Below are 22,297 nucleotides of genomic sequence, written 5' to 3'. Positions count from 1 at the left end.
CTACAATGCGCGCCATCTTAACATAGCCATTCGCGGAGTTTGCGGTGAGTGATTTACCCGTCAGCGCGGTGTTGCCTGACCTTCTGAGTGCGCTTAATGATGCCTCAAACATCCTGCTGGCCGCGCCCACGGGCGCAGGTAAATCCACCTGGCTGCCACTTCAGCTTTTACAGCACAAGGCCTTGCCGGGACGCATTATTATGCTGGAGCCGCGCCGTTTAGCCGCGCGCAACGTGGCGCAACGCCTGGCCGAGCAGTTGGGTGAACAACCGGGCGTGACGGTGGGCTACCGTATGCGCGGCGAAAACTGCACAGGGCCAATGACCCGGCTTGAAGTGGTGACCGAAGGCATTCTGACCCGAATGCTGCAACAGGATGCGATGCTGGAGGGCGTGTCGCTGGTTATCCTGGATGAATTTCATGAGCGGAGCCTGCAGGCCGATCTGGCGCTGGCGCTGCTACTGGATGTGCAACAGGGGTTACGTGAAGATCTAAAAATCCTGCTGATGTCGGCGACGCTTGATAATGCGCGGCTGGCGGCACTGTTGCCGGACGCTCCTTTGATTACCTCTGAAGGGCGCAGCTATCCGGTTGAACGGCGCTATACGGCGCTGAGCCAGACCTCGCGTTTTGACGATGCGGTCGCGCGTGAAGTCGCACAGTTACTGCGCGACGAAACGGGCTCGCTGCTCCTGTTCCTGCCCGGCATCGCCGAAATTGAGCGGGTAAAACGGGAACTGGAGACGCGTGTTGACGATGACGTGGATTTAACGCCGCTGTATGGTGCACTTCCTCTTGCGGCCCAGCAACGGGCCATCCTGCCTGCCGCCAGCGGACGCCGCAAAGTGGTGCTGGCGACCAACATTGCCGAAACCAGCTTAACCATTGAAGGCATTCGGCTGGTCGTGGACAGCGCCCTGGAGCGAAAAGCCCAGTTTGACGCTCGCAGCGGCGTTACGCGCTTGCAGACTCAGCGCATCAGTCAGGCGTCCATGACCCAGCGAGCCGGACGAGCCGGACGTGTCATGCCCGGTATTTGTCTGCATCTGACACCACAGGAACAGGCCTCACGCGCGCCCGCGCAAAGCGAAGCAGAAATTTTGCACAGCGATCTCGCGTCGTTGTGGCTGGAGTTGCTGCAGTGGGGCTGTACCCGTATCGAACAATTGCAGTGGATAGATTTGCCCCCAGAAAAGCACCTGCGTGCGGCGCAGCAGCAGCTGTTGCGGCTTGGGGCTCTGGACGAGCAGGGCCACCTCAATGCCCAGGGACGACGCATGGCGCAGCTGGGCAGCGACGCCCGGCTCAGCGCTATTTTATGTGCAGCAGGCAGTGACCCTGACGCCGTTGCCAGCGCGGCCTTGCTGGTGGCGGTTCTGGAAGATCCGCCTCGCAGTGCCGGAGCCGATCTGCGTGATGCGCTTTATCGTCCATTGCCACAATGGCAGCGCCGCGCACAGCACTGGCAAAAACGCATCGGCGTAAAGGGCGGTCGGGTAGACGAAGACCATTTTGCCGCCCTGCTGACCGCCGGCTTCAGCGACCGTCTGGCACGTCGCCGTGATAACAGCGGCCGCTATCAGTTAGCTAACGGCCTGGGTGCGATGCTGGACGAACAGCAGGCGCTGACGCGTTATGAATGGTTAATTGCCCCCACCTTGTTACAGGGCAGCAGCGCGCCCGACGCGCGTATCCTGATGGCGATTCCCGTTGATATCGAGGCACTGACGCAGCGCTGTCCGCAGCTGATTGAACAGCGCACCGAGGTGGAATGGGATGAGGAGAAGGGCACGTTACGCACGTTGCGCCGCGAGCAGATTGGCGAACTGATACTGAAAACCCAGCCGCTAGCCCGTCCCGACGCAAAAGTCTTGCAGGCGGCAATGCTACGCTGGATTGGCAAAAAAGGGCTATCGGTGTTGGGCTGGACGCCGGAGGCAGAACAGTTGCGTCTGCGCATCCAGTGTGCGGCACAGTGGTTGCCAGAGGAACACTGGCCTGAGGTTGACGACGCCAGCCTGATCGAGACGCTTGAACACTGGCTTCTGCCCCAGATGACCACGGTGCGTGATCTGAAAAGTTTACAGGCGGTGAATCTGGTCAGCGCGCTCTTACATTTGCTCACATGGTCACAACGTCAGCGGCTGGATACTGTGCTGCCAACTCATTACACTGTGCCCACCGGAAGTCGGCTGCCTGTTCGCTATGATGCAGATAAACCGCCTGCATTGGCGGTGCGCATCCAGGAAATGTTCGGCGAAGCCAGCAACCCAAGCGTGGCAGAAGGGCGCATTCCACTGGTACTGGAGCTGTTATCGCCCGCCCAGCGGCCCTTGCAGATTACCCGTGACCTCGCCGCTTTCTGGCGTGGTGCCTATAAGGACGTGCAAAAAGAGATGAAAGGGCGTTATCCCAAACATCCCTGGCCTGACGATCCGGCTTCCGCCTTGCCGACAAGACGGACAAAAAAGAAGACGTCACAGGGTGGAACCTCTGATTAATTCAGAGGGTTCTGCCATGCGACAGTGAAGAAAGCAGTTAGAGTAGCGGCGCAGCCGTAAGCTATGCCTGGAGAATAAAACGAATGTCTGGGAACGATCGCGAACCTATTGGGCGCAAAGGAAAAGCGCTGCCTCCGCGCAGCAGCGCCCGCCGTGGGCGGCGCAGAGACATCGATGACGATGTTGCTCAGGACGATTTTGATGATGACTACGAGGAGGAAGCGCCGGTGCCACGTAAAGGTAAAGGTGGAAAACCGCCGCGCGGCAAACGCCGTTGGCTGGGATGGTTAATTAAGCTGTTCCTGGTATTTGTGGTGGTAATGGCCGCGTGGGGCGTATACCTCGACTCGGAAATTCGCAGCCGCATTGACGGTAAAGTGTGGCAACTGCCCGCAACCGTATATGGTCGTATGGTCAGCCTTGAACCCGGCATGGCCTACAACAAAAGCGAAATGGTCGCCCTGCTTGAAGGCACGCAATACCGTGAAGTTTCACGTATTACGCGCCCGGGTGAGTTCTCGGTTAAGGGCAACACTATCGAACTGTTGCGCCGTCCATTTGATTTCCCGGACAGCAAAGAGGGGCAGATTCATGCCCGTATGACCTTTAGCAAAGATGAACTCAGCGAGATTAAAAACGTTGAAACCGGGCGCGATTTTGGTTTCTTCCGTCTTGATCCGCGTCTGATCACCATGCTGCAGTCGCCTAATGGTGAACAGCGCCTGTTCGTGCCCCGTGCGGGCTTCCCGGATCTGCTGGTCGATACGTTAATCGCCACCGAGGATCGCCATTTTTACGAGCATGATGGTATCAGCCCGTACTCCATTGGCCGTGCCTTTGTCGCGAATATCACGGCAGGTAAGGCGGTTCAGGGTGGCAGTACGCTGACTCAGCAGCTGGTAAAAAACCTGTTCCTGACCAACGAGCGTTCGCTGTGGCGTAAAGCGCGTGAAGCCTATATGGCCGTGATCATGGACGCGCGTTACAGCAAAGATCGCATTCTGGAGCTTTACCTTAACGAAGTGTATCTCGGTCAGGCAGGTAACGATCAGATTCGTGGTTTCCCTTTGGCCAGCCTTTACTACTTTGGCCGTCCGGTGGATGAGCTGAGTCTGGATCAGCAGGCAATGCTGGTCGGCATGGTAAAAGGCGCTTCGCTCTATAACCCATGGCGTAACCCGAAACTGGCACTGGAAAGACGCAATCTTGTGCTGCGCTTGTTGCAGCAGCAGAAAGTCATCGACCAGGAACTGTATGACATGCTGTCGGCGCGTCCGTTAGGTGTGCAGCCGAAAGGCGGTGTGATTACGCCACAGCCTGCGTTTATGCAGATGGTGCGTAATGAACTTCAGGCAAAACTGGGTGACAAGGTTAAAGATCTGTCGGGGGTGAAAATTTTCACCACCTTAGATCCGGTCTCGCAGGATGCCGCTGAAAAAGCGGTAGTGGACGGTATTCCCACCCTGAAAAAACAGCGCGGTCTGAAAGACCTGGAAACCGCGATGGTGGTCGTTGACCGCTTCACGGGGGAAGTCCGCGCGATGGTCGGCGGGGCCGATCCGCAGTTCGCCGGGTATAACCGTGCATTACAGGCCCGCCGTTCTATTGGTTCACTGGCAAAACCGGCCACCTATCTCACCGCACTGAGCCAGCCAAATACATATCGACTCAATAGCTGGATTGCCGATGAGCCTATTGCGCTGAAACAGCCCAATGGCAGCATCTGGAAACCCATGAATGACGACCGCCGCTTCAGTGGCAAAGTCATGCTGGTGGATGCGTTGACCAACTCCATGAACGTGCCAACGGTGAATCTTGGCATGACGCTGGGGCTGAATGCGGTGGTGGATACCTGGACCAAACTGGGTGTACCTAAAGATCAGCTCAACCCGGTGCCGGCAATGTTGCTGGGCGCACTCAACCTGACGCCGATTGAAGTGGCCCAGGCGTTTCAGTCGATTGCCAGCGGAGGGAATCGTGCGGACCTGTCAGCGGTGCGTTCCGTGATTGCCGAAGACGGAACGGTGCTGTACCAGAGCTTCCCGCAGGCGCAACGGGTAGAGCCTGCGCAGGCTGCCTATTTAACGTTGTACACGATGCAGCAGGTTGCCGATCACGGTACGGCACGCGCCCTGGGCGCTCGCTTCCCTAATGCGCATCTGGCGGGCAAAACAGGGACCACTAACGACCTGATAGACAGCTGGTTCGCCGGTGTCGATGGTAAAGAAGTGGCGATCACCTGGGTTGGGCGTGATAACAACCAGCCGACCAAGCTGTACGGTGCCAGCGGTGCGATGCAGATCTACCGTCGCTATCTTGATAACCAGGCACCGATGCCGTTGCAACTGACGCCGCCGGAAGACGTGACGATGATGAATATCGACTCAGCGGGCAACTTTGTTTGTGGTTCAGGCAGCAGTACCTGGCGCTCATTGCCGGTTTGGGCACTGGACCCGAATGCACTGTGTCAGCAACAGCAGCAACAGGTTCAGCAAATGCAGCAGCAACAACAGCAACAACAGCAATTGCAACAGCAGCAACAGCAGGAGCAAAAAGACAGCGATGGCGTTGCAGGTTGGATAAAAGACATGTTCGGCAAGTAACGGGTCAAAAGCAGTGAAAAGAAGGCACTTCGGTGCCTTTTTTTATGCCTGATAAATACGCTGTAAACAGGCTACAAACAGCGCCACAGTAGGGAATTCTGCTTGCAGAGATTGTTGCACTTCGCATATTATCGAACCGTTATAATAATCATTATCGTTTCGATTCGCTTAATCATCCCCATTTGAGAGACACCTTCATGACTGCGCGCACCACCACTTTTGGTTTCACACCAGGGTCGTTTACTCCTCGTCCTTTGGCACTGATGATTGCGCTGATATCCAGTGGCGCAACTCCCCTGGCCTTCGCCGAACAAACGGTGGTGGTTTCAGCAAACGGCGGTGCCGCTGTTGCGCAGGAAAGTCCGTGGGGCCCGGCACCGACCGTCGCCGCGAAACGCAGCGCCACCGGCACCAAAACGGATACGCCGATTGAAAAGAACCCGCAGTCGGTTTCCGTGGTCACGCGTGAAGAAATGGACATGCGCAGCGTCAGCAGCGTCAAGCAGGCATTTAACTATACGCCTGGCGTACTGACCGGCAACCGCGGCAGTTCCGCGGTCATTGACGCGCTGTCGATTCGCGGTTTTAGCGAAACCAACACCAATCAGTATCTCGATGGGTTGAAGCTGCAGGGTGACAACTACTCTGAATTCGCTATCGATCCCTATTTTCTGGAGCGGGCTGAACTGCTGCGCGGTCCGGTTTCCGTGCTGTACGGTAAAAGCAATCCCGGCGGTGTCGTCGCTTTAGTCAGCAAGCGTCCCACTCAGGAAACGCTGCGCGAAGTCCAGTTCCAGATGGGCAACCATAACCTTTACTCCACCGGTTTCGACTTTGGCGGCGCAATAGACGACGCAGGCGTGTACAGCTACCGTCTGACAGGCCTGGCCAGTAGCCAGGATGCCCAGCAGGCGAATAACAAGCAGAAGCGTTATACCATCGCGCCTTCATTCAGCTGGCGACCAGATGAAAACACCCGTCTTGATCTGCTGACCTATTTCCAGAACGAGCCGGATACCGGCTACTACGGCTGGCTCCCGCGTGAAGGGACCGTGGTGCCGATCACCCGGCCTGATGGCAGCCAGTACAAACTGCCGACCAACTTTGATGAGGGCGAGAAGAGCAACCGCATCTCACGCAATACCAAAATGCTGGGCTACAGCTTTGAGCATCGTTTTGATGAAACCTGGACGGTACGGCAGAACCTGCGTTATGCCGAATTAACCACGGATTACCGCAGTATTTATGGTAACGGCTTTGATGCAGCCACTCAGCAAATCACCCGCGGGTCTGCGGCTTCAGACGAGAAACTGAATCAGTTTGCGGTAGATAATCAGGCTCAGGCTAAATTTGCCACCGGCCAGCTTGATCATACGTTACTGCTTGGCGTTGATTATCAGCGCATGCGAAATGATATTAATGCGGCTTTTGGCTCAGCATTCCCGTTGAATGCGGTTAATCCGCAATACGGCAATGACGCGCTAAACGGCACACCTTTCCCGTATCGCTATCTCAACAAACAGGAGCAAACCGGCCTGTATGCACAAGACCAGATGGAATGGGATCGTTGGGTACTGACATTGGGCAGTCGCTATGATTACGCAATGACTTCTGCTTTTAATCGGAGTAGCAGTTCCGAAGTTAAAAGTCATGACCAGGCGTTTACCTGGCGTGGCGGCTTAAACTATGTGTTCGATAATGGTATCGCGCCTTATTTCAGTTATAGCGAATCCTTCATTCCGACATCCGGAACGACTCAAAGTGGTCAACCTTTCGACCCTTCGCGCGCTAAGCAGTATGAAACGGGCGTAAAGTTTGTGCCAAAAGATCGCCCTGTCGTTGTCACGGCCGCGATTTATGAGCTGACAAAGACCAAAAACTTAACGGCTGATCCTAACAGTCCTAATTTCAGCATCCAGAGCGGCGAAATCCGTTCCCGCGGTGTTGAACTCGAAGCGAAAGCGGCGCTGAACGCCAACGTTAACCTGACGGCCTCTTATACCTATACCGATGCCGAATATACGAAAGATACTCAGCTTCAGGGCAAAACCCCGGTTGAGGTGCCCAAACATATGGCGTCACTGTGGAGCGACTATACCTTCCACGAAACCGCGCTGTCAGGCGTCACGGTCGGCGCGGGCGTCCGTTACGTGGGCGAAAGTCAGGGGCTGTATAGCACCGGTCCTGATGCCAACCAGAACTTTAGCGTAGCGGGTTACACCACCGTCGATGCTGCACTGAAATATGATTTAGGACGTTTTGGTTTGCCTGGATCAACGGTAGGCGTTAACGTTAATAACCTGTTTAACCGCGACTACGTTGCCAGTTGTTACCGTGAATATGCGTGCTACTGGGGCGCAGAACGGCAGATTGTAGGCACCGCCACGTTCCGGTTCTGATCGATGAGGGCGCTTCGGCGCCCGTTTACAGGGATTACCATGCAGCTTCCGCAGCACCAACAGACGACCTTCAAACTGGATAATGCCAGCTTTCGTGTACCCGGTCGCACGCTTCTCCAGCCGCTGTCTCTCTCTTTTACACCAGGCAAAGTAACCGCGCTGATTGGTCACAATGGTTCGGGAAAATCCACGCTGTTAAAAATGCTGGGGCGGCATCACGCGGCCAGCGAAGGCCGGGTGCTCCTGAATGAGCGGCCCGTGGAGAGCCTGAACAGCAAAGTATTTGCCCGTGAGGTCGCCTATTTACCTCAGCAACTGCCGGCTGCAGAAGGTATGACGGTGCGCGAGCTGGTGGCCATTGGGCGCTATCCCTGGCATGGGGCGCTGGGGCGTTTCACTCAGGAGGACCGCGACCGCGTTGAGCAGGCGATTTCGCGCGTAGGGTTAACGCCTTTTGCCTCACGGCTGGTAGACAGCTTATCGGGCGGCGAACGGCAACGCGCCTGGCTGGCGATGATGGTGGCGCAAAACAGCCGCTGTCTGCTGCTGGATGAACCCACTTCCGCACTGGATATCGCCCATCAGGTTGATGTGCTGGCCCTGATTCAGACACTGAGTCGGGAGCATGGCTTAACCGTTATTACGGTATTACACGATATCAATATGGCTGCCCGTTACTGTGACCATCTGGTGGCATTACGCGGTGGCGCGCTTATCGCTGAAGGCGGGCCGGACCACATTATGCAGGCGGACGTTTTGCAGGCGATTTACGGTATTCCAATGGGGATCTTCCCCCATCCCGGCGGCGGTGCGCCGGTGAGTTTTGTGTGTTAAGGACCCGATAATGCCCGATTTGTTCCGCCGTCGCCTGATGATGGCGATGGCGTTATCGCCACTGATGAGCCCCTTTTCACTCCAGGCGGCGCAGCCCGATCCCGATCCCGATCGCATCATCGCGCTTGAGTGGTTACCCACCGAGCTGCTGCTGGCGTTAGGCGTTAAGCCCTTTGGGGTCGCCGATGTGCATAATTATAATATCTGGGTTGGGCAGCCAGCCTTGCCTGCCGGCGTGGTGGATGTTGGGCTGCGTACCGAGCCTAACCTTGAACTGATGACCCAGATGCATCCCTCACTGATTCTCTGTTCAAACGGCTATGGACCGCCTAAAGAAAAACTCCAGCGTATTGCGCCGATTATGGGGTTTGACCTGCACGGCGGCGACGGTAAACCGCTCTCCCGGGCGCGTGTCTCTCTGCAGGCCCTCGGCGCCAGGCTGGGGCGGGAAGCCCAGGCAGCCGCGCACCTGCAACGCATGGACGAGGAAATCGCCGCGGCGCGCCAGCGTCTGGCACCGCATGCCGGACGTGCCATCCTGCTGATGTCACTGCTTGACAGTCGCCATGCCATCACCTTCGGTAAAAACAGCTTATTCCTTGAGGTCATGGCGTTGCTTGGTCTGCAGAACGCCTGGCAGGGCGAAACCAATTTCTGGGGAAGTTCAGTGATTGGCCTGGAGCGGCTGGCGGCGTTTCACGACGTGGAAACCATCTGCTTCGATCATGACAATGCGGCCGTTATGCAGCAGCTGTCACGCAGCCCGCTGTGGCAGGCAATGCCTTTTGTCCACAGCGGCCATTTTCAACGCGTACCGGCGGTCTGGTATTACGGGGCAACACTCTCTGCCTTGCACTTTATACGCGTGCTGGAACATGCGCTGGAGAAAGTCTGATGCGCTATCGTTTTTTCTCAGTCACCGTGCTGGGCGTACTGTTTTTACTGGCGCTGGCGCTCACCGCAATAAACTTTCAGCAGGCGTTGCCCCTGGGGCAATGGACACAGGCCCTGTGGACACCTGATACCACGAATGTGCAACAGATGGTGTTTCACTACAGTTTGCTGCCGCGCTGGGCGCTGGCGCTGTTGGTGGGGGCCGGTCTGGGATTAGCGGGACTGCTGTTTCAGCAGGTTCTGCGTAACCCTCTGGCGGAACCGGGAACATTAGGCGTTTCATCCGGCGCACAACTGGGAATTACCGTCGCCACGTTGTGGCACCTGCCGGGCGGAGTCGTTACCCAGCAGCTTGCCGCCTCGGGTGGTGCGTTGTTGGTGGGGGCGCTGGTATTTAGCGTGGCCTGGAGCAAACGCCTGTCACCCGTAACCTTGATCCTGGCCGGGCTGGTCCTCAGTCTTTACAGCGGTGCTGTTAACCAGATCTTCGCCATCTTCAATCACGACCAACTGCAAAATATGTTTCTGTGGAGCACAGGCGCATTGAACCAGATGAGCTGGGACAGTGTTACCCAGCTCTGGCCGCGACTGATGCTGGCGCTGTTACTGTCTCTGGCGCTGCTGAGGCCGCTGACGCTCATGGGGCTGGACGATGGCGTGGCAAAAAACCTCGGGCTGGCCCTGTCCGCTACCCGGTTAGCGATTCTGGTGCTGGCGATATTGCTTAGCGCACAGTTGGTGAGCGTCGCCGGTATCATTGGTTTTATCGGCTTGTTCGCGCCGCTGCTGGCAAGGCTGCTCGGTGGACGCCGCTTGCTGAGCCGCATGCTGCTGGCCCCGCTGATTGGCGCATTGCTGCTGTGGCTGGCTGATGCCTGCGTCCTGTGGCTTACGACGCACTGGCGCGAGGTTTCTACCGGCACGGTGACGGCGCTACTGGGCGTGCCGATTCTGCTGTGGCTGTTGCCGCGTCTGCGAACCGGTTCCGTTCCACCCGCACTGGATCAGGGCGACAAGGTTCCGGTCGAACGCCATCACGTTCTGCGCTGGAGCCTGATCGGCTTAGCGCTGTTAGGCATGCTGGCATGGCTGTGTCTGGCGTTTGGACGGGATGCGCAAGGCTGGATCTGGACCAGCGGTGACCTGCTACAGCAGCTGCTACCCTGGCGCGCACCGCGTGTGCTGGCGGCCCTGGAGGTAGGCTTAATGCTTGGCGTTGCCGGCAGCCTGATCCAGCGACTCACGGGGAACCCGATGGCCAGCCCTGAAGTCTTGGGCATCAGTTCCGGCGCGGCCTGCGGCGCAGTCGTGATGTTGTTCTTCGTGCCCGGCAATGCGCTGGCATTCCTGTTACCCGCCGGTGCGCTGGGCGCGGCGGTGACGCTGGCGATCATTATGTTGGTGGCCAGTCGCGGCGGTTTTTCCCCTGAACGCATGCTGCTGGCCGGGATGGCGTTAAACAGTGCCTTTGTCACCATTCTGATGCTGTTGATGGCCAATGGCGATCCCCGGATGTCGGGGTTACTGACCTGGATCTCCGGCTCCACTTATAACGTCAGTGCCACCCAGGCGCTGCAAAGTGCTGTCTGTGCGGTGGTGCTGGTGTCATTAGCGCCGCTGGCCAGCCGTTGGCTCACGCTGTTGCCGCTTGGCAGCGCGACGGCGCGCTCGGCCGGAATGGCGCTCACCGCCTCGCGTCTGGCACTGCTGCTGCTGGCTGCGGCCTTAACAGCCTGCGCCACGCTGACGATTGGGCCTCTGAGCTTTGTGGGACTGATGGCACCGCACATGGCGCGCATGCTGGGCTTCCGGCGGGCGCTACCGCAGCTGTTACTGTCTGGGTTGCTCGGGGCAGGTTTAATGGTGGTTGCTGACTGGTGCGGGCGAATGGTGGCTTTTCCAAACCAGATTCCGGCAGGATTGATGGCAACCTTTTTAGGCGCGCCCTATTTTATCTGGTTGTTGCGGCGTTCACGTTGAAAAAAAGACCGGCGTTTGCCGGTCTGTCACCTTACAGCTTAGCGAAGCAGCGACGCGCGGCATCGATGGTGTGCTGAATATCCTCTGCACTGTGCGCCAGCGACATAAAGCCGGCCTCAAAGGCGGAGGGCGCAAAGTAAACGCCTTCTTCGAGCATCAAATGGAAGAAGCGCTTAAAGCGTTCAACATCGCACTGCGTCACGTCTTTATAGCAGGTGACGCTCGCGGCATCGGTGAAGAACAGGCCAAACATGCCGCCAACCTGATTCACGACGACAGGAATATTTTCCTGTTTTGCCGCCTCAACCAGTCCCTGTGCTAACTGTGACGTCAGGCTGTTCAGCTTGTCATGCATGCCCGGCTGGGCAATCTGGGTTAAGCAGGCATAACCGGCAGCCATGGCGACAGGGTTACCGGACAGCGTCCCTGCCTGATAAACCGGGCCGGTCGGTGCCAGTGCATTCATCACCTCCCGACGGCCACCAAAGGCACCGACAGGCATGCCACCACCGATGATTTTGCCGAGGCAGGTGAGATCCGGTTTCACGTTGTAATGTGCCTGCGCGCCACCCAGCGCAACGCGGAAACCTGTCATTACTTCATCGATAATCAGCAGCGCGCCAAACTCATCACAGAGCGCGCGCAGGCCCGGTAAAAACGTGGGTTGGGGCGGAATACAGTTCATATTCCCGGCAACGGGTTCAACGATAATGGCAGCGATAGCCTGCGGATACTGTTCAAACGCCGCGCGAACCGAATCGAGATCGTTATATGTGCAGGTCAGCGTATGCTTTGCAAAATCGGCAGGCACGCCAGGGGAATTAGGTTGCCCCAGCGTCAAGGCACCGGAACCGGCTTTCACCAGCAGGTGATCGGCATGACCGTGGTAGCAACCTTCAAATTTAATGATTTTGTCGCGCCCGGTAAAACCCCGCGCCAGACGAATCGCGCTCATGGTGGCTTCGGTACCGGAGTTCACCATCCGCACCATTTCCATGCTGGGAACCAGCTTACACACCAGCTGCGCCATGGTGACTTCCATCTCAGTTGGCGCACCAAAGCTCAGGCCGCGCTGGGCTGCCTCAATCACGGCATTACGGATGCCATCGTTATTATGTCCCAGCACCATGGGGCCCCATGAACCGACATAATCGATGTATTTTTTACCATCGGCGTCATAAAGATATGCACCGTCAGCATGTTCAATGAACAGCGGAACGCCGCCCACACCGGTAAACGCACGTACCGGCGAGTTCACACCGCCGGGAATCAGGCGTTGTGCTTCAGCGAACAGTTCTTCAGACTTACTCATTTTCGGCTCCAGCAGTTCATAAAATATCGGGCTATTCTACGGAAGAGGGGCGGCAGACGAAAGGGCGCTATAATTAACCAGGTGAATCCGGCACAGAGTGCGAAGCTGAGAGCTTGATTGCGTCGGGTCGCTGGCAGATAATAGCAACATTGAGGTCGTTTTCTGACCCGGGCGTTTACGGAGTAACACATGAGTGATGAAGTAGTAGCACTGCCGTTGCAGTTTACCGACGCAGCAGCCAACAAAGTTAAGAATCTGATTGCTGACGAAGATAACCCGGCGCTGAAGCTGCGTGTGTATATCACTGGTGGTGGTTGCAGCGGCTTTCAGTATGGTTTTACCTTCGACGATCAAATGAATGACGGCGATATGACCATTGAGAAGCAGGGCGTTTCGCTGGTGGTTGATCCCATGAGCCTGCAATATCTGGTGGGCGGTTCTGTGGATTACACTGAAGGGCTGGAAGGATCGCGCTTTATCGTGACCAACCCCAATGCCAAAACCACCTGCGGCTGCGGGTCGTCATTTAGCATCTGATAGCATCTGATTAGCGAGCCGCCATCACCCGGCGGCCTCGTTTACCATTCAATGGTCACCAGCCGATCGCTGGTTCCCCTACTCCCCTGGCGTTTTAGCACCGTTTGCGTCACGCGCGGCTGTGCGCTGAGTTGACGACCACACTCAACCTGCGGCACAGATTGACCCACTGAAGTGTTAACTTCACAACGTGAATAGATGACGAGTCTGACGTTAATAGAGCCGGTCGTCGATCCCGCGAATGCCTGTTGCGCGATCACAAGCCCTATGGCCAGAAGCAGGGCTTTGGTCATATTAAATACCTGGTGTAGTAAAAAGCGCTGAGCGCTAAAAAGGACATCGGGCTTACGTGGCACGTGTCTCATATCTAAAATTAACGGCAGTAAGGGTGATTTCTTTAATTTATAGCGTACGCACGCCAGTCTGCAGCATTATTTAACTGGATGCAGGGCTTTACAAAGCTGATCTGCGGCTAACAGGATGCGCGGCCCCGGGCGGCTGATCCAGTCGTCGTTAAGGGCAATGACTCTGACGCTAAGTTGTGGCAGCAAGAATTGCGCAGTCTGACTCGCCTGTTGGGCATCGCCGGTGGTAATGATGACCTGAGGATGGCGCATCAGCACCTGTTCACGACTCACCTGAGGCCAACTGACTGCACTGTCAGCAAAGATATTCTGCCCACCGCACAGCCTGATGACGTCATTCTGCAGCGTCGCCTTAGCCGCGGTAAACATGGGTGAAAAGCCAAACTGCAGAAAGACCGGGACAGGGCGCTGTTGGCTATAGCGCTGTCGCAGTGCGGCTTCCTGCTTTCGCAGTTGCCCGGCGGCTTGCGCGGCGCGTTGCGGGTCCGGACTCCACGTTGCTAATCCCGCCAGCGCATCAATCATGTCATCCAGCGTTGCGGCATCGACCCATTCCACGTTAATACCGAACTGCCGCAGCTGATCCACCTGACGCTGCGGGTTACCGCCACGCCACGCGAGTACCACATCGGGTTTAAGCTGCAAAATACGTTCGAGATTAATGCCCTGCCAGTTAGCAACCTGTTCAATTTTGTTTGCCTCAGGGGGATAACTGGACCATGCGCTGACCGCAATCGGGGTAATCCCGGCGGCAAAGGCCAGTTCAGTCAGGTGCGGGGCAAGGGTGATGACGCGGGACGGGGCAGCAAACAGGCTGCTGCTCAACAGCAGCAGCCAGCAAAACAGCAGGTGTTTAGCCACGAGCCAGACGGGCCAGCAAATTTTCAACCATCAATGATGACTGTCTGGCGGCGACGCTTAGAAACTCGTCAAAGCTCAGGTGGGATTCCTGATCGGCAACGTCGGAAATCGCCCTGACGACCACAAAAGGCACCTGGAACTGATGGCAGACGTGGCCGATGGCGGTCGCTTCCATTTCAACCGCAATGGCCTGCGGGAAGGTCGCACGGATGCGTGCCAGGGGTTCTGAACCATTGATAAAGGCATCGCCGCTGACCACCAGACCGCGTACGGCGTTCAGGTTTAGCTGCTTTATGCAGGCTTCCGCCTCGGCAATCAGGTTACTATCAGCCGTAAAGGCGGCAGGACAACCTGCCATCTGGCCTGGTTCATAGCCAAACGCCGTGACGTCAGCATCGTGATAGCGCACTTCTTCAGACACCACGATGTCGCCCACGGTTAACGTAGGGGCTAAACCGCCCGCGGAGCCGGTGTTAATAACCAGATCGGGTTTACATAATTGCAGCAGCAGCGTTGTGCCGAGAGCGGCTGAGGTTTTACCGATGCCTGATTTCAGCAACGCAACCTCGACACCATTGAGTGTGCCTGTGTAAATTTCACAACCCGCCAGAGACAGGGTCTGGCGATTTTCAATTTTGTCACGCAGCAGGGTAACTTCCTGCTCCATTGCGCCAATGATGCCTGCTTTCATTTTGCGTCTCGCTAATGTAATGAATGTAAAAATCGGGCATAGTCTATCATGGCAATGACGGGATTATTTCACGAAAAAATACGGGGACATGTATGGCAGCGATCAATTTCAGGACGAAGATCAGCTTCACTCGCCCTTATAGCAACCGTAAAGATCCGCAAGGCGAATATTTTATTACCCGCCATTTTGAAAGCGATCGCGGACGCATCATTAATTCGGCGGCTATTCGCCGACTGCAACAAAAAACGCAGGTATTCCCGTTGGAGCGTAACGCCGCAGTACGTTCCCGCCTGACGCATTCGCTTGAAGTGCAGCAAACCGGTCGATATATCAGTAAAGAGATTCTGCAAACGCTAAAAACGCAGGGTGGACTGGCAAAATATGGACTGGAAGACATGGAAGGAGCATTTGAAAGCCTGGTCGAAATGGCGTGCCTGCTACATGATGTGGGTAATCCACCGTTTGGCCATTTCGGCGAAGCCGCCATTAACGACTGGTTTGAAGATAATCTGGCTGCCGAGCTGGTCGATCCGCTGGTAGCTGGGGTAGAAACTGATGAGCAGCGCCATGCGTTTGACCAAATGAACGCTATGATTCGTCAGGATTTATGCCATTTTGAAGGCAATGCTCAGGCCATTCGCATGGTGCACACGCTGCTGGAGCTTAACCTGAGCTATTCCCAGGTTGCCTGTATTCTAAAATATACCGCGCCGGCATGGTGGCAGGGCGAGAAACCGGCTGAATTTAGCGTCTTAATGAAAAAACCGGGTTTCTATCTCTCTGAACGGGAATATATCCGCGACCTCCGTGCGGCCACCAATTTGACGGAGCATCATCGTTTCCCCCTGACCTATATCATGGAAGCGGCTGATGACATTTCATATTGTATTGCCGATTTGGATGATGCCGTCGAAAAAGCCATTTTCAATGTAGACAGTTTGTATGAATATCTCAGCAAAGCCTGGGGGCCGATAAATAATAATGATGCGTTCAGCCGCACCGTAGGCGAAGCCTGGCGCGAGGCGGGAAGTAAAAAACGCCGCAGCCGTAGCGATCAATTCTTCATGTCACTCCGGGTTAATGTTCAGAATGTTCTGGTCACCTATGCCGTTAAGCGTTTTATTGATAACCTGCCCGCCATTTTTGATGGAAAATTCAACCATGCGTTATTAGAAGATGAGGGTGAAGAGGGCCGTTTACTACAAATATTTAAAACCGTTGCGCGTCAGCAGGTGTTTAATCACTCTGAGGTTGAACAGTTGGAACTCCAGGGTTACCGGGTTATTAAAGGTTTGCTGGAAATATATCAGCCGCTGATGATGTTAAATTATGAAGCTTTCACCACGCTGATAAACGAAGACTTTTTACGCAACCACCCGATTGAAACGCGCCTGTTTCATAAGCTTTCTGGAAAACACAGGAAAGCCTATTTGCATAAAATGCGCACGCTGGTTGTTGAACATAAATATGAGCGTTTATTATGGGAGCGGTATTATCGGTTTCGCTTAATTCAGGACTACATTAGTGGCATGACCGATCTCTATGCCTGGGATGAGTACCGTCGTTTGATGGCGGTGGAATAAGCCGAGAATTGTAAAGAGCGCGAATAAATTTTTACCTTTGCCTAAAACTTTTAGAGGAACTTCGCGCTAAAACATTTATCTCAACATTCGACCACAGCAATGGTCAGTATATCCATCATTGTGAGATACCAAAATGAAAAAAACCTCGTTAATGTTAAGCGCACTGGCGCTTAGTCTTGGCATGGCACTGACCCCTGTGAGTGCTTTCGCTGCAGAAACGTCATCTTCCGTTTCATCCTCCACGACCCAGCCGTTGCCAAGCCTTGCCCCGATGCTGGAGAAGGTGATGCCTTCGGTTGTAAGCATCAGCGTTGAGGGAAGCACCACGGTCAAAACGCCGCGGATGCCACAGCAGTTCCAGCAATTTTTTGGCGATAATTCGCCTTTCTGCCAGGACGGTTCGCCGTTCATGGGCTCGCCCCTGTGTCAGGGCGCGGGTGGCAGCGGCGGCGGTGCGTCTGCCGGTCCTGATACGCAGCAGCAAAAATTTAAAGCGTTGGGTTCAGGCGTCATCATTAACGCAGAAAAAGGCTATGTGGTGACCAATAACCATGTGGTCAATGATGCGACGAAAATCCAGGTCAAACTGAGCGACGGCCGAAGCTACGATGCTAAGGTGATCGGCAAGGACCCCAGCTCTGATATCGCACTGATTCAACTGGAAGGCGCGAAGAATCTGACCGCGATCAAAATGGCTGACTCCGACAATTTACGCGTTGGCGATTATACCGTGGCGATCGGTAACCCCTATGGCCTGGGCGAAACCGTGACATCGGGCATTGTCTCGGCGTTAGGACGTAGTGGTCTGAACGTTGAGAACTATGAAAACTTTATTCAGACCGATGCCGCGATTAACCGCGGTAACTCGGGTGGTGCCCTGGTCAATCTCAACGGAGAGCTGATCGGTATTAATACCGCTATTCTGGCTCCGGACGGGGGCAACATTGGTATCGGTTTTGCCATCCCAAGCAACATGGTGAAAAATCTGACCGCCCAGATGGTGGAATATGGTCAGGTGAAACGCGGCGAGCTGGGTATCATGGGGACCGAGCTTAATTCTGAACTGGCTAAAGCGATGAAAGTCGATGCGCAACGCGGCGCGTTCGTCAGCCAGGTGGTGCCAAATTCAGCCGCAGCAAAAGGCGGCATTAAAGCCGGAGACGTGATCGTTTCCATGAACGGCAAGCCATTGACCAGCTTTGCCTCACTGCGTGCTGAAGTGGGATCGTTACCGGTGGGCACTACGCTGAAGCTGGGCCTGCTGCGTGACGGTAAACCACTGGATGTCTCTGTGCAGTTGCAGCAAAGCACACAGGACAAAGTGCAGTCCGCGACGATTTACACGGGCATTGAAGGTGCGGATCTGAGCAACAACGCAGGCAAAGAGAAAGGGGTTCGGGTCGATAGCGTAAAAGCAGGCAGTGCTGCGGCACGAGTAGGCCTTAAAAAAGGCGACCTGATTCTTGGCGTCAACCAGCAGCCGGTAACCAACTTAGGGGAACTGCGTAAGATTCTGGATACCAAACCACCGGTACTGGCGCTGAACGTGCAACGCGGCGATACCTCGCTTTATCTGCTGATGCAGTAATCACAGTCTTGTGTTGAGCAGGCGGACTTCGGTCCGCCTTTTTTATGCCAAAAATCACAAATGTGATGCCTGCCGCATTTCTGTTAACGCCGCCGCGGCTATGGGCGAATGCATAATGTTCTGCGCGTGACGCACCGCTATCCTGTTCTCCCTCTTATATGACTCAGGAGTAAAGGATGGCTACCTGTCATCTCGACGCACGGCTGGCGCAGGAAATTGTCGCGCGCACCATGAAAATCATTGATGGTAATGTCAACGTCATGGACGCACGTGGACGAATCATTGGCAGCGGCGACAGGGAGCGCATTGGCGAGTTGCATGAGGGCGCGCTGTTGGTGTTGTCTCAGGGACGCATTGTGGATATTGATGATGCCGTGGCAAGGCATCTGCATGGCGTGCGGCCGGGCATTAATCTTCCGCTGCGCATTGACGGGGCGATCGTTGGCGTAATTGGTCTGACAGGCGAGCCGGGTGCACTCCGTCACTATGGTGAGCTGGTCTGTATGGCGGCAGAGATGATGCTGGAGCAGGCACGGCTGTTACATATGCTGGCTCAGGACAGCCGCCTGCGTGAAGAGCTGGTGCTTAACCTGATTCGCAGTGATGAGCTGACGCCGCAACTGACGGAATGGGCTCAGCGCCTGGGGATCGATCTTAATCAGCCCCGCGTTGTGGCGGTTATCGAAGTCGACAGCGGGCAGTTAGGCGTGGACAGCGCCATGTCTGAGTTACAACAGCTGCAAACGTTACTGACAACGCCTGTCAGGGATAACCTGATAGCCATTGTGTCGTTGACCGAAATGGTGGTACTGAAGCCCGCCTTAAACGCACACGGACGTTACGACCAGTACGATCACCGGCGGCGGGTTGAACAGCTCATGCAGCGTATGAACGAAAGCGGTCATCTGCGAATGCGTATTGCACTGGGCAACTTCTTCACCGGCCCGGGCAGCATTGCCCGTTCTTATCGCACCGCGCACACGACCATGGTGGTGGGAAAGCAGCGTATGCCAGACGTACGCAGCTACTTTTATCAGGACCTGATGCTCCCGGTCTTGCTGGACAGTTTGCGCGGTGGCTGGCAGGCAAACGAACTGGCGCGTCCGCTGGAAAAACTGAAAAGTATGGACAGCAACGGCTTACTGCGACGCACTTTGAGCGCCTGGTTCAGCAATAACGTGCAGCCCGGAGCCACGTCGCGGGCGCTGTTTATCCACCGTAATACTCTGGAGTACCGCCTCAATCGCATTGCTGAATTGACGGGACTGAACATTGGCCATTTTGACGACCGGTTACTGCTGTATATTGCATTACAGTTGGATGAGCAGGGCTGAGGCTGTTCACCGTAACCGGGAGGAACCCCAGATGCGTACACTGTTTTTAACACTTTGCCTGCTGATATTCACGTTCACCTGTCAGGCACGGCCTGACAACCTGGTTTTTCTGTCTGCTGACGCGTTAGTGAAAACCCGACAGGCACTCCAGAAGCATCAGGCAGATGCACTGACCGAACAGGCCTGGCGTCAGTTGCAACATCAGGCGGATAAGGCGCTCAGTCAGCCTGACCCCAGCGTCATGGACAAAGGCCTGATACCACCCAGCGGCTCGCGGCATGACTATCTCAGCCTGAGCGCCTACTGGTGGCCGGACGCCCGGCAGAAAACGGGTTTACCCTGGATACGTCGGGATGGTGAGGTGAATCCTGATACCAAAAACGACCAAACCGACGGCGTCCGCCTGGCGCGATTTAGCGCAGACGTGCAGGCACTGGCGTTGGCATGGTTCTTTTCAGGGGATATGCGCTACGCCAGCAAGGCACAATCCATGATCCGCCACTGGTTTATCGATCCTGCCCGTCGTATGAACCCAAACCTGAGCTACGCGCAGGGCATTCCGGGGCGAACCGCGGGTCGTCATGATGGCGTTCTGGACGGGCGCTATTTTGCAACCCGCATGGTTGATGCGCTGATATTGCTGCGTCAGTCGCCCGGTTGGCGGGGGAGCGACGAGGCGGCGTTGCATCGCTGGTTCAGCGACTATCTCAGCTGGTTGCAGACCAGCAAGCTGGCGCAACAGGAGCGGAATGCGCCCAATAACCACGGTAGTTGGTACAGTGTTCAGGTTGCCGGCATTGCCGCTTATCTGGACAACAGTGCGGTGATTGCAGACATGACTGCCCTGGCCAAAAGCAAGATTGACGGGCAAATAGAGCGTGAGGGAACTCAACCGCTTGAACTGGCCCGAACCCGTTCTTTTCATTACAGCTTCTTTAATTTACAGGCGCTAACCGCAATGGCGGCGTTGGCTTCCCAGCGGGGAGAGGGCGATCTCTGGCATTATAAAAATAAACAGGGCGGCTCACTGCTGACCGCGCTGGATTATATGGCGCCTTTCAGCGATCCGGCACGTCACTGGCCGTGGAAAACGCGCGAACGTAACAGCGAACGGTTAATTCCCTTGCTGCTGTTGGCGGATACCACGCTCAAGTCAGAACGTTACCAATCCTGGATCAATCACGTGGTATGGCGTGATGCGCCTGCCGAGGTGGTGCGCGACGTGTGGTTGCTCAGGCACTAACCGGGCAGGGTGACAATAAAAAAGGCCAGCCGCGTGAGGTGAATTCCACCGCATACGGCTGGCCTTATCGTTGTCTGAAATAATTAACGACCGTTGCGGGTCAGTTTTTCCAGATCGGATTCAATTTCCGCGATCTTATGAGAAACCACACCTTCAAGATGACGCAGGTCATCGAGGATTTTACGTTTCAGATCGACTTCAACCTGGTCGCGCTGACAGATTTGATCCAGTTCATCAATAACATAACGCAGGTTCGGGCTGATTTCCTGCACTTCACGATAGCCCTGAGAGGCGTTATCGGCAACGACGGTTTTACGCTGACGAGGATATTTAAATTTCACACTTTTGGCGAAGAATTCACCTTTATCTTTGCGGAAATAAATTTTCAAAATATCGTTATTCGCTTCCTGACGCAGGCTATAGCGATCGATATCCTCAGGGTTACTAATGCCTAAGCTCTTAATATTGTCATACATAACGTTTTTTCCACCAAATGAATAAGCGCGCAGAAGTGTTCATGACTTAATGACTATAGACATAAATAACATGAATCAGTGCGCAACAGGATTTAACTGGCGCGAATTATGACCTGGATGAAAAGTAAACGCACCTGTTGGTTCGCGTAGAAAAACAACATTACCCGTAACAGCTGTAAACAAAAGATGACGGGCTGTCTGGTGCAGCCCGTCCGACAGTCCGACAAATTAGTCGATAGTGCGCAGCAGTTCGTTGATACCGGTTTTCGCCAGGGTTTTCGCATCGACCTTTTTCACGATCACTGCACAGTAGAGGCTGTAGCTACCATCTTTAGACGGCAGATTACCCGAGACGACGACAGAACCGGCAGGTACGCGACCATAGTGGATCTCTCCGGTTTCGCGGTCGTAAATCTTGGTACTCTGACCGATGTAAACGCCCATTGAAATGACGGAGCCTTCTTCAACGATGACGCCTTCAACAATTTCAGAACGTGCACCAATAAAGCAGTTATCTTCGATAATGGTTGGGTTGGCCTGCAGCGGCTCAAGGACACCACCGATTCCTACACCACCGGATAAATGCACGTTTTTACCAATCTGCGCACAGGAGCCAACGGTCGCCCAGGTATCCACCATGGTGCCTTCGTCAACATAGGCACCGATATTTACATAGGAAGGCATTAACACCGTGTTACGCGCAATACAGGCACCTTTGCGTACCGCAGCAGGCGGTACAACGCGGAAGCCCGCTGCTTTAAAGCGCGCGTCATCCCAGTCGGCAAACTTCATCGGTACTTTGTCATAAAAACGGGTTTCAGCCCCTTCCATCACCTGATTGTCATTGATGCGGAAAGAGAGCAGAACGGCCTTTTTCAGCCACTGATGCGTTACCCATTCACCCTCGATTTTTTCAGAAACGCGTAGCTCACCGCTGTCCAGTTTAGCGATAACCTGATTAATCGCTTCGCGAGTTTCCGTATCGACACTGGTCGGGGTGATATCAGCGCGACGTTCGAAGGCAGATTCAATAACACTCTGTAACTGTTGCATATTTTTTCCTGATCTGTCATTTGTGGTGCCAGCCAGTGACCGG

General features: G+C 55.2%; 17 protein-coding genes. 11 read left to right on the top strand and 6 right to left on the bottom strand.

Annotation, left to right across the window (positions count from 1 at the left end):
- Positions 1–44 precede the first annotated feature (44 nt).
- The 6 genes from hrpB to fhuB all read left to right on the top strand — a co-directional run bounded on the left by hrpB (position 45) and on the right by fhuB (position 11,211).
- Positions 45–2,501: an ATP-dependent helicase HrpB gene (gene hrpB / locus QNH99_RS17750; RefSeq protein WP_410516993.1), complete on the top strand. Its 2,457-nt coding sequence runs from the start codon at positions 45–47 to the stop codon at positions 2,499–2,501.
- Positions 2,502–2,584: 83 nt separating this feature from the next.
- Positions 2,585–5,104 (top strand): bifunctional glycosyl transferase/transpeptidase, encoded by a 2,520-nt coding sequence (gene mrcB / locus QNH99_RS17745; RefSeq protein WP_410516992.1) that lies wholly within the window; start codon positions 2,585–2,587, stop codon positions 5,102–5,104.
- A gap of 197 nt (positions 5,105–5,301) precedes the next feature.
- Positions 5,302–7,503, top strand: coding sequence for a ferrichrome porin FhuA (gene fhuA / locus QNH99_RS17740; RefSeq protein WP_410516991.1), 2,202 nt, complete (start codon positions 5,302–5,304; stop codon positions 7,501–7,503).
- 39 nt (positions 7,504–7,542) lie between these two features.
- On the top strand, positions 7,543–8,337 hold the full coding sequence (gene fhuC / locus QNH99_RS17735) for a Fe3+-hydroxamate ABC transporter ATP-binding protein FhuC (RefSeq protein WP_256853387.1): 795 nt from the start codon (positions 7,543–7,545) through the stop codon (positions 8,335–8,337).
- A gap of 10 nt (positions 8,338–8,347) precedes the next feature.
- Entirely contained in the window at positions 8,348–9,232 is an 885-nt protein-coding gene (gene fhuD, locus QNH99_RS17730; protein ID WP_256853388.1) for a Fe(3+)-hydroxamate ABC transporter substrate-binding protein FhuD, read from the top strand.
- Entirely contained in the window at positions 9,232–11,211 is a 1,980-nt protein-coding gene (gene fhuB / locus QNH99_RS17725) for a Fe(3+)-hydroxamate ABC transporter permease FhuB (protein ID WP_256853389.1), read from the top strand. Before fhuD ends, fhuB begins: the two co-directional genes overlap by 1 nt.
- A 31-nt stretch (positions 11,212–11,242) precedes the next feature.
- Here fhuB and hemL read toward each other — a convergent pair whose 3' ends face one another.
- Positions 11,243–12,523: a glutamate-1-semialdehyde 2,1-aminomutase gene (hemL, locus tag QNH99_RS17720; RefSeq protein WP_063878460.1), complete on the bottom strand. Its 1,281-nt coding sequence runs from the start codon at positions 12,521–12,523 to the stop codon at positions 11,243–11,245.
- 189 nt (positions 12,524–12,712) lie between these two features.
- On the opposite strand from hemL, the gene erpA reads away from it, so the two are divergent.
- A complete protein-coding gene (gene erpA / locus QNH99_RS17715; protein ID WP_006117744.1) occupies positions 12,713–13,060 on the top strand; it encodes an iron-sulfur cluster insertion protein ErpA in 348 nt (115 codons plus the stop codon).
- Positions 13,061–13,101: 41 nt separating this feature from the next.
- Here the strand turns inward: erpA and QNH99_RS17710 are convergent, their stop codons facing one another.
- The 3 genes from QNH99_RS17710 to mtnN all read right to left on the bottom strand — a co-directional run bounded on the left by QNH99_RS17710 (position 13,102) and on the right by mtnN (position 14,977).
- The gene (locus tag QNH99_RS17710) at positions 13,102–13,353 is read right to left on the bottom strand and encodes a hypothetical protein (RefSeq protein WP_109718245.1); all 252 of its coding nucleotides are present in this window, start codon (positions 13,351–13,353) and stop codon (positions 13,102–13,104) included.
- 138 nt (positions 13,354–13,491) lie between these two features.
- Positions 13,492–14,286, bottom strand: coding sequence for a vitamin B12 ABC transporter substrate-binding protein BtuF (gene btuF / locus QNH99_RS17705; protein WP_410516990.1), 795 nt, complete (start codon positions 14,284–14,286; stop codon positions 13,492–13,494).
- Positions 14,279–14,977, bottom strand: coding sequence for a 5'-methylthioadenosine/S-adenosylhomocysteine nucleosidase (gene mtnN / locus QNH99_RS17700; protein WP_063878463.1), 699 nt, complete (start codon positions 14,975–14,977; stop codon positions 14,279–14,281). The genes btuF and mtnN overlap by 8 nt, the downstream gene beginning before the upstream one ends.
- Positions 14,978–15,069: 92 nt before the next feature.
- Here mtnN and dgt point away from each other — a divergent pair, with 92 nt between their 5' ends.
- The 4 genes from dgt (at position 15,070) to QNH99_RS17680 (ending at position 20,725) form a co-directional block, all read left to right on the top strand.
- The gene (gene dgt, locus QNH99_RS17695) at positions 15,070–16,560 is read left to right on the top strand and encodes a dGTPase (protein ID WP_109718247.1); all 1,491 of its coding nucleotides are present in this window, start codon (positions 15,070–15,072) and stop codon (positions 16,558–16,560) included.
- Positions 16,561–16,693: 133 nt separating this feature from the next.
- Complete coding sequence (degP, locus tag QNH99_RS17690) at positions 16,694–18,148, top strand: serine endoprotease DegP (RefSeq protein WP_410516989.1); 1,455 nt, start codon at positions 16,694–16,696, stop codon at positions 18,146–18,148.
- A 176-nt stretch (positions 18,149–18,324) separates the two neighbouring features.
- The gene (locus QNH99_RS17685; protein ID WP_063878466.1) at positions 18,325–19,482 is read left to right on the top strand and encodes a CdaR family transcriptional regulator; all 1,158 of its coding nucleotides are present in this window, start codon (positions 18,325–18,327) and stop codon (positions 19,480–19,482) included.
- A 31-nt stretch (positions 19,483–19,513) separates the two neighbouring features.
- Positions 19,514–20,725, top strand: coding sequence for an alginate lyase family protein (locus QNH99_RS17680; RefSeq protein ID WP_410516988.1), 1,212 nt, complete (start codon positions 19,514–19,516; stop codon positions 20,723–20,725).
- Between the two features lie 83 nt (positions 20,726–20,808).
- On the opposite strand, the gene QNH99_RS17675 is transcribed toward QNH99_RS17680, so the two are convergent.
- Together QNH99_RS17675 and dapD are read right to left on the bottom strand one after the other, a co-directional pair.
- The gene (locus QNH99_RS17675; protein WP_063878468.1) at positions 20,809–21,201 is read right to left on the bottom strand and encodes a DUF3461 family protein; all 393 of its coding nucleotides are present in this window, start codon (positions 21,199–21,201) and stop codon (positions 20,809–20,811) included.
- A gap of 228 nt (positions 21,202–21,429) precedes the next feature.
- Positions 21,430–22,254: a 2,3,4,5-tetrahydropyridine-2,6-dicarboxylate N-succinyltransferase gene (gene dapD, locus QNH99_RS17670; protein WP_172898053.1), complete on the bottom strand. Its 825-nt coding sequence runs from the start codon at positions 22,252–22,254 to the stop codon at positions 21,430–21,432.
- Positions 22,255–22,297: the final 43 nt, after the last annotated feature.

This window comes from Pantoea allii (assembly GCF_046529425.1).
Classification (GTDB): domain Bacteria; phylum Pseudomonadota; class Gammaproteobacteria; order Enterobacterales; family Enterobacteriaceae; genus Pantoea; species Pantoea allii.
This window is presented reverse-complemented; position numbering and strand designations above follow the sequence as displayed.

Excerpts from the sequence above, each read along its gene's own strand:
- fhuD (WP_256853388.1), top strand. The coding sequence starts at position 8,348 with ATGCCCGATTTGTTCCGCCGTCGCCTGATGATGGCGATGGCGTTATCG.
- fhuC (WP_256853387.1), top strand. The coding sequence starts at position 7,543 with ATGCAGCTTCCGCAGCACCAACAGACGACCTTCAAACTGGATAATGCC.
- QNH99_RS17675 (WP_063878468.1), bottom strand. The coding sequence starts at position 21,201 with ATGTATGACAATATTAAGAGCTTAGGCATTAGTAACCCTGAGGATATC.
- mrcB (WP_410516992.1), top strand. The coding sequence starts at position 2,585 with ATGTCTGGGAACGATCGCGAACCTATTGGGCGCAAAGGAAAAGCGCTG.
- fhuB (WP_256853389.1), top strand. The coding sequence starts at position 9,232 with ATGCGCTATCGTTTTTTCTCAGTCACCGTGCTGGGCGTACTGTTTTTA.
- erpA (WP_006117744.1), top strand. The coding sequence starts at position 12,713 with ATGAGTGATGAAGTAGTAGCACTGCCGTTGCAGTTTACCGACGCAGCA.
- dgt (WP_109718247.1), top strand. The coding sequence starts at position 15,070 with ATGGCAGCGATCAATTTCAGGACGAAGATCAGCTTCACTCGCCCTTAT.
- QNH99_RS17680 (WP_410516988.1), top strand. The coding sequence starts at position 19,514 with ATGCGTACACTGTTTTTAACACTTTGCCTGCTGATATTCACGTTCACC.
- fhuA (WP_410516991.1), top strand. The coding sequence starts at position 5,302 with ATGACTGCGCGCACCACCACTTTTGGTTTCACACCAGGGTCGTTTACT.
- dapD (WP_172898053.1), bottom strand. The coding sequence starts at position 22,254 with ATGCAACAGTTACAGAGTGTTATTGAATCTGCCTTCGAACGTCGCGCT.
- QNH99_RS17685 (WP_063878466.1), top strand. The coding sequence starts at position 18,325 with ATGGCTACCTGTCATCTCGACGCACGGCTGGCGCAGGAAATTGTCGCG.
- mtnN (WP_063878463.1), bottom strand. The coding sequence starts at position 14,977 with ATGAAAGCAGGCATCATTGGCGCAATGGAGCAGGAAGTTACCCTGCTG.
- degP (WP_410516989.1), top strand. The coding sequence starts at position 16,694 with ATGAAAAAAACCTCGTTAATGTTAAGCGCACTGGCGCTTAGTCTTGGC.
- hemL (WP_063878460.1), bottom strand. The coding sequence starts at position 12,523 with ATGAGTAAGTCTGAAGAACTGTTCGCTGAAGCACAACGCCTGATTCCC.
- QNH99_RS17710 (WP_109718245.1), bottom strand. The coding sequence starts at position 13,353 with ATGACCAAAGCCCTGCTTCTGGCCATAGGGCTTGTGATCGCGCAACAG.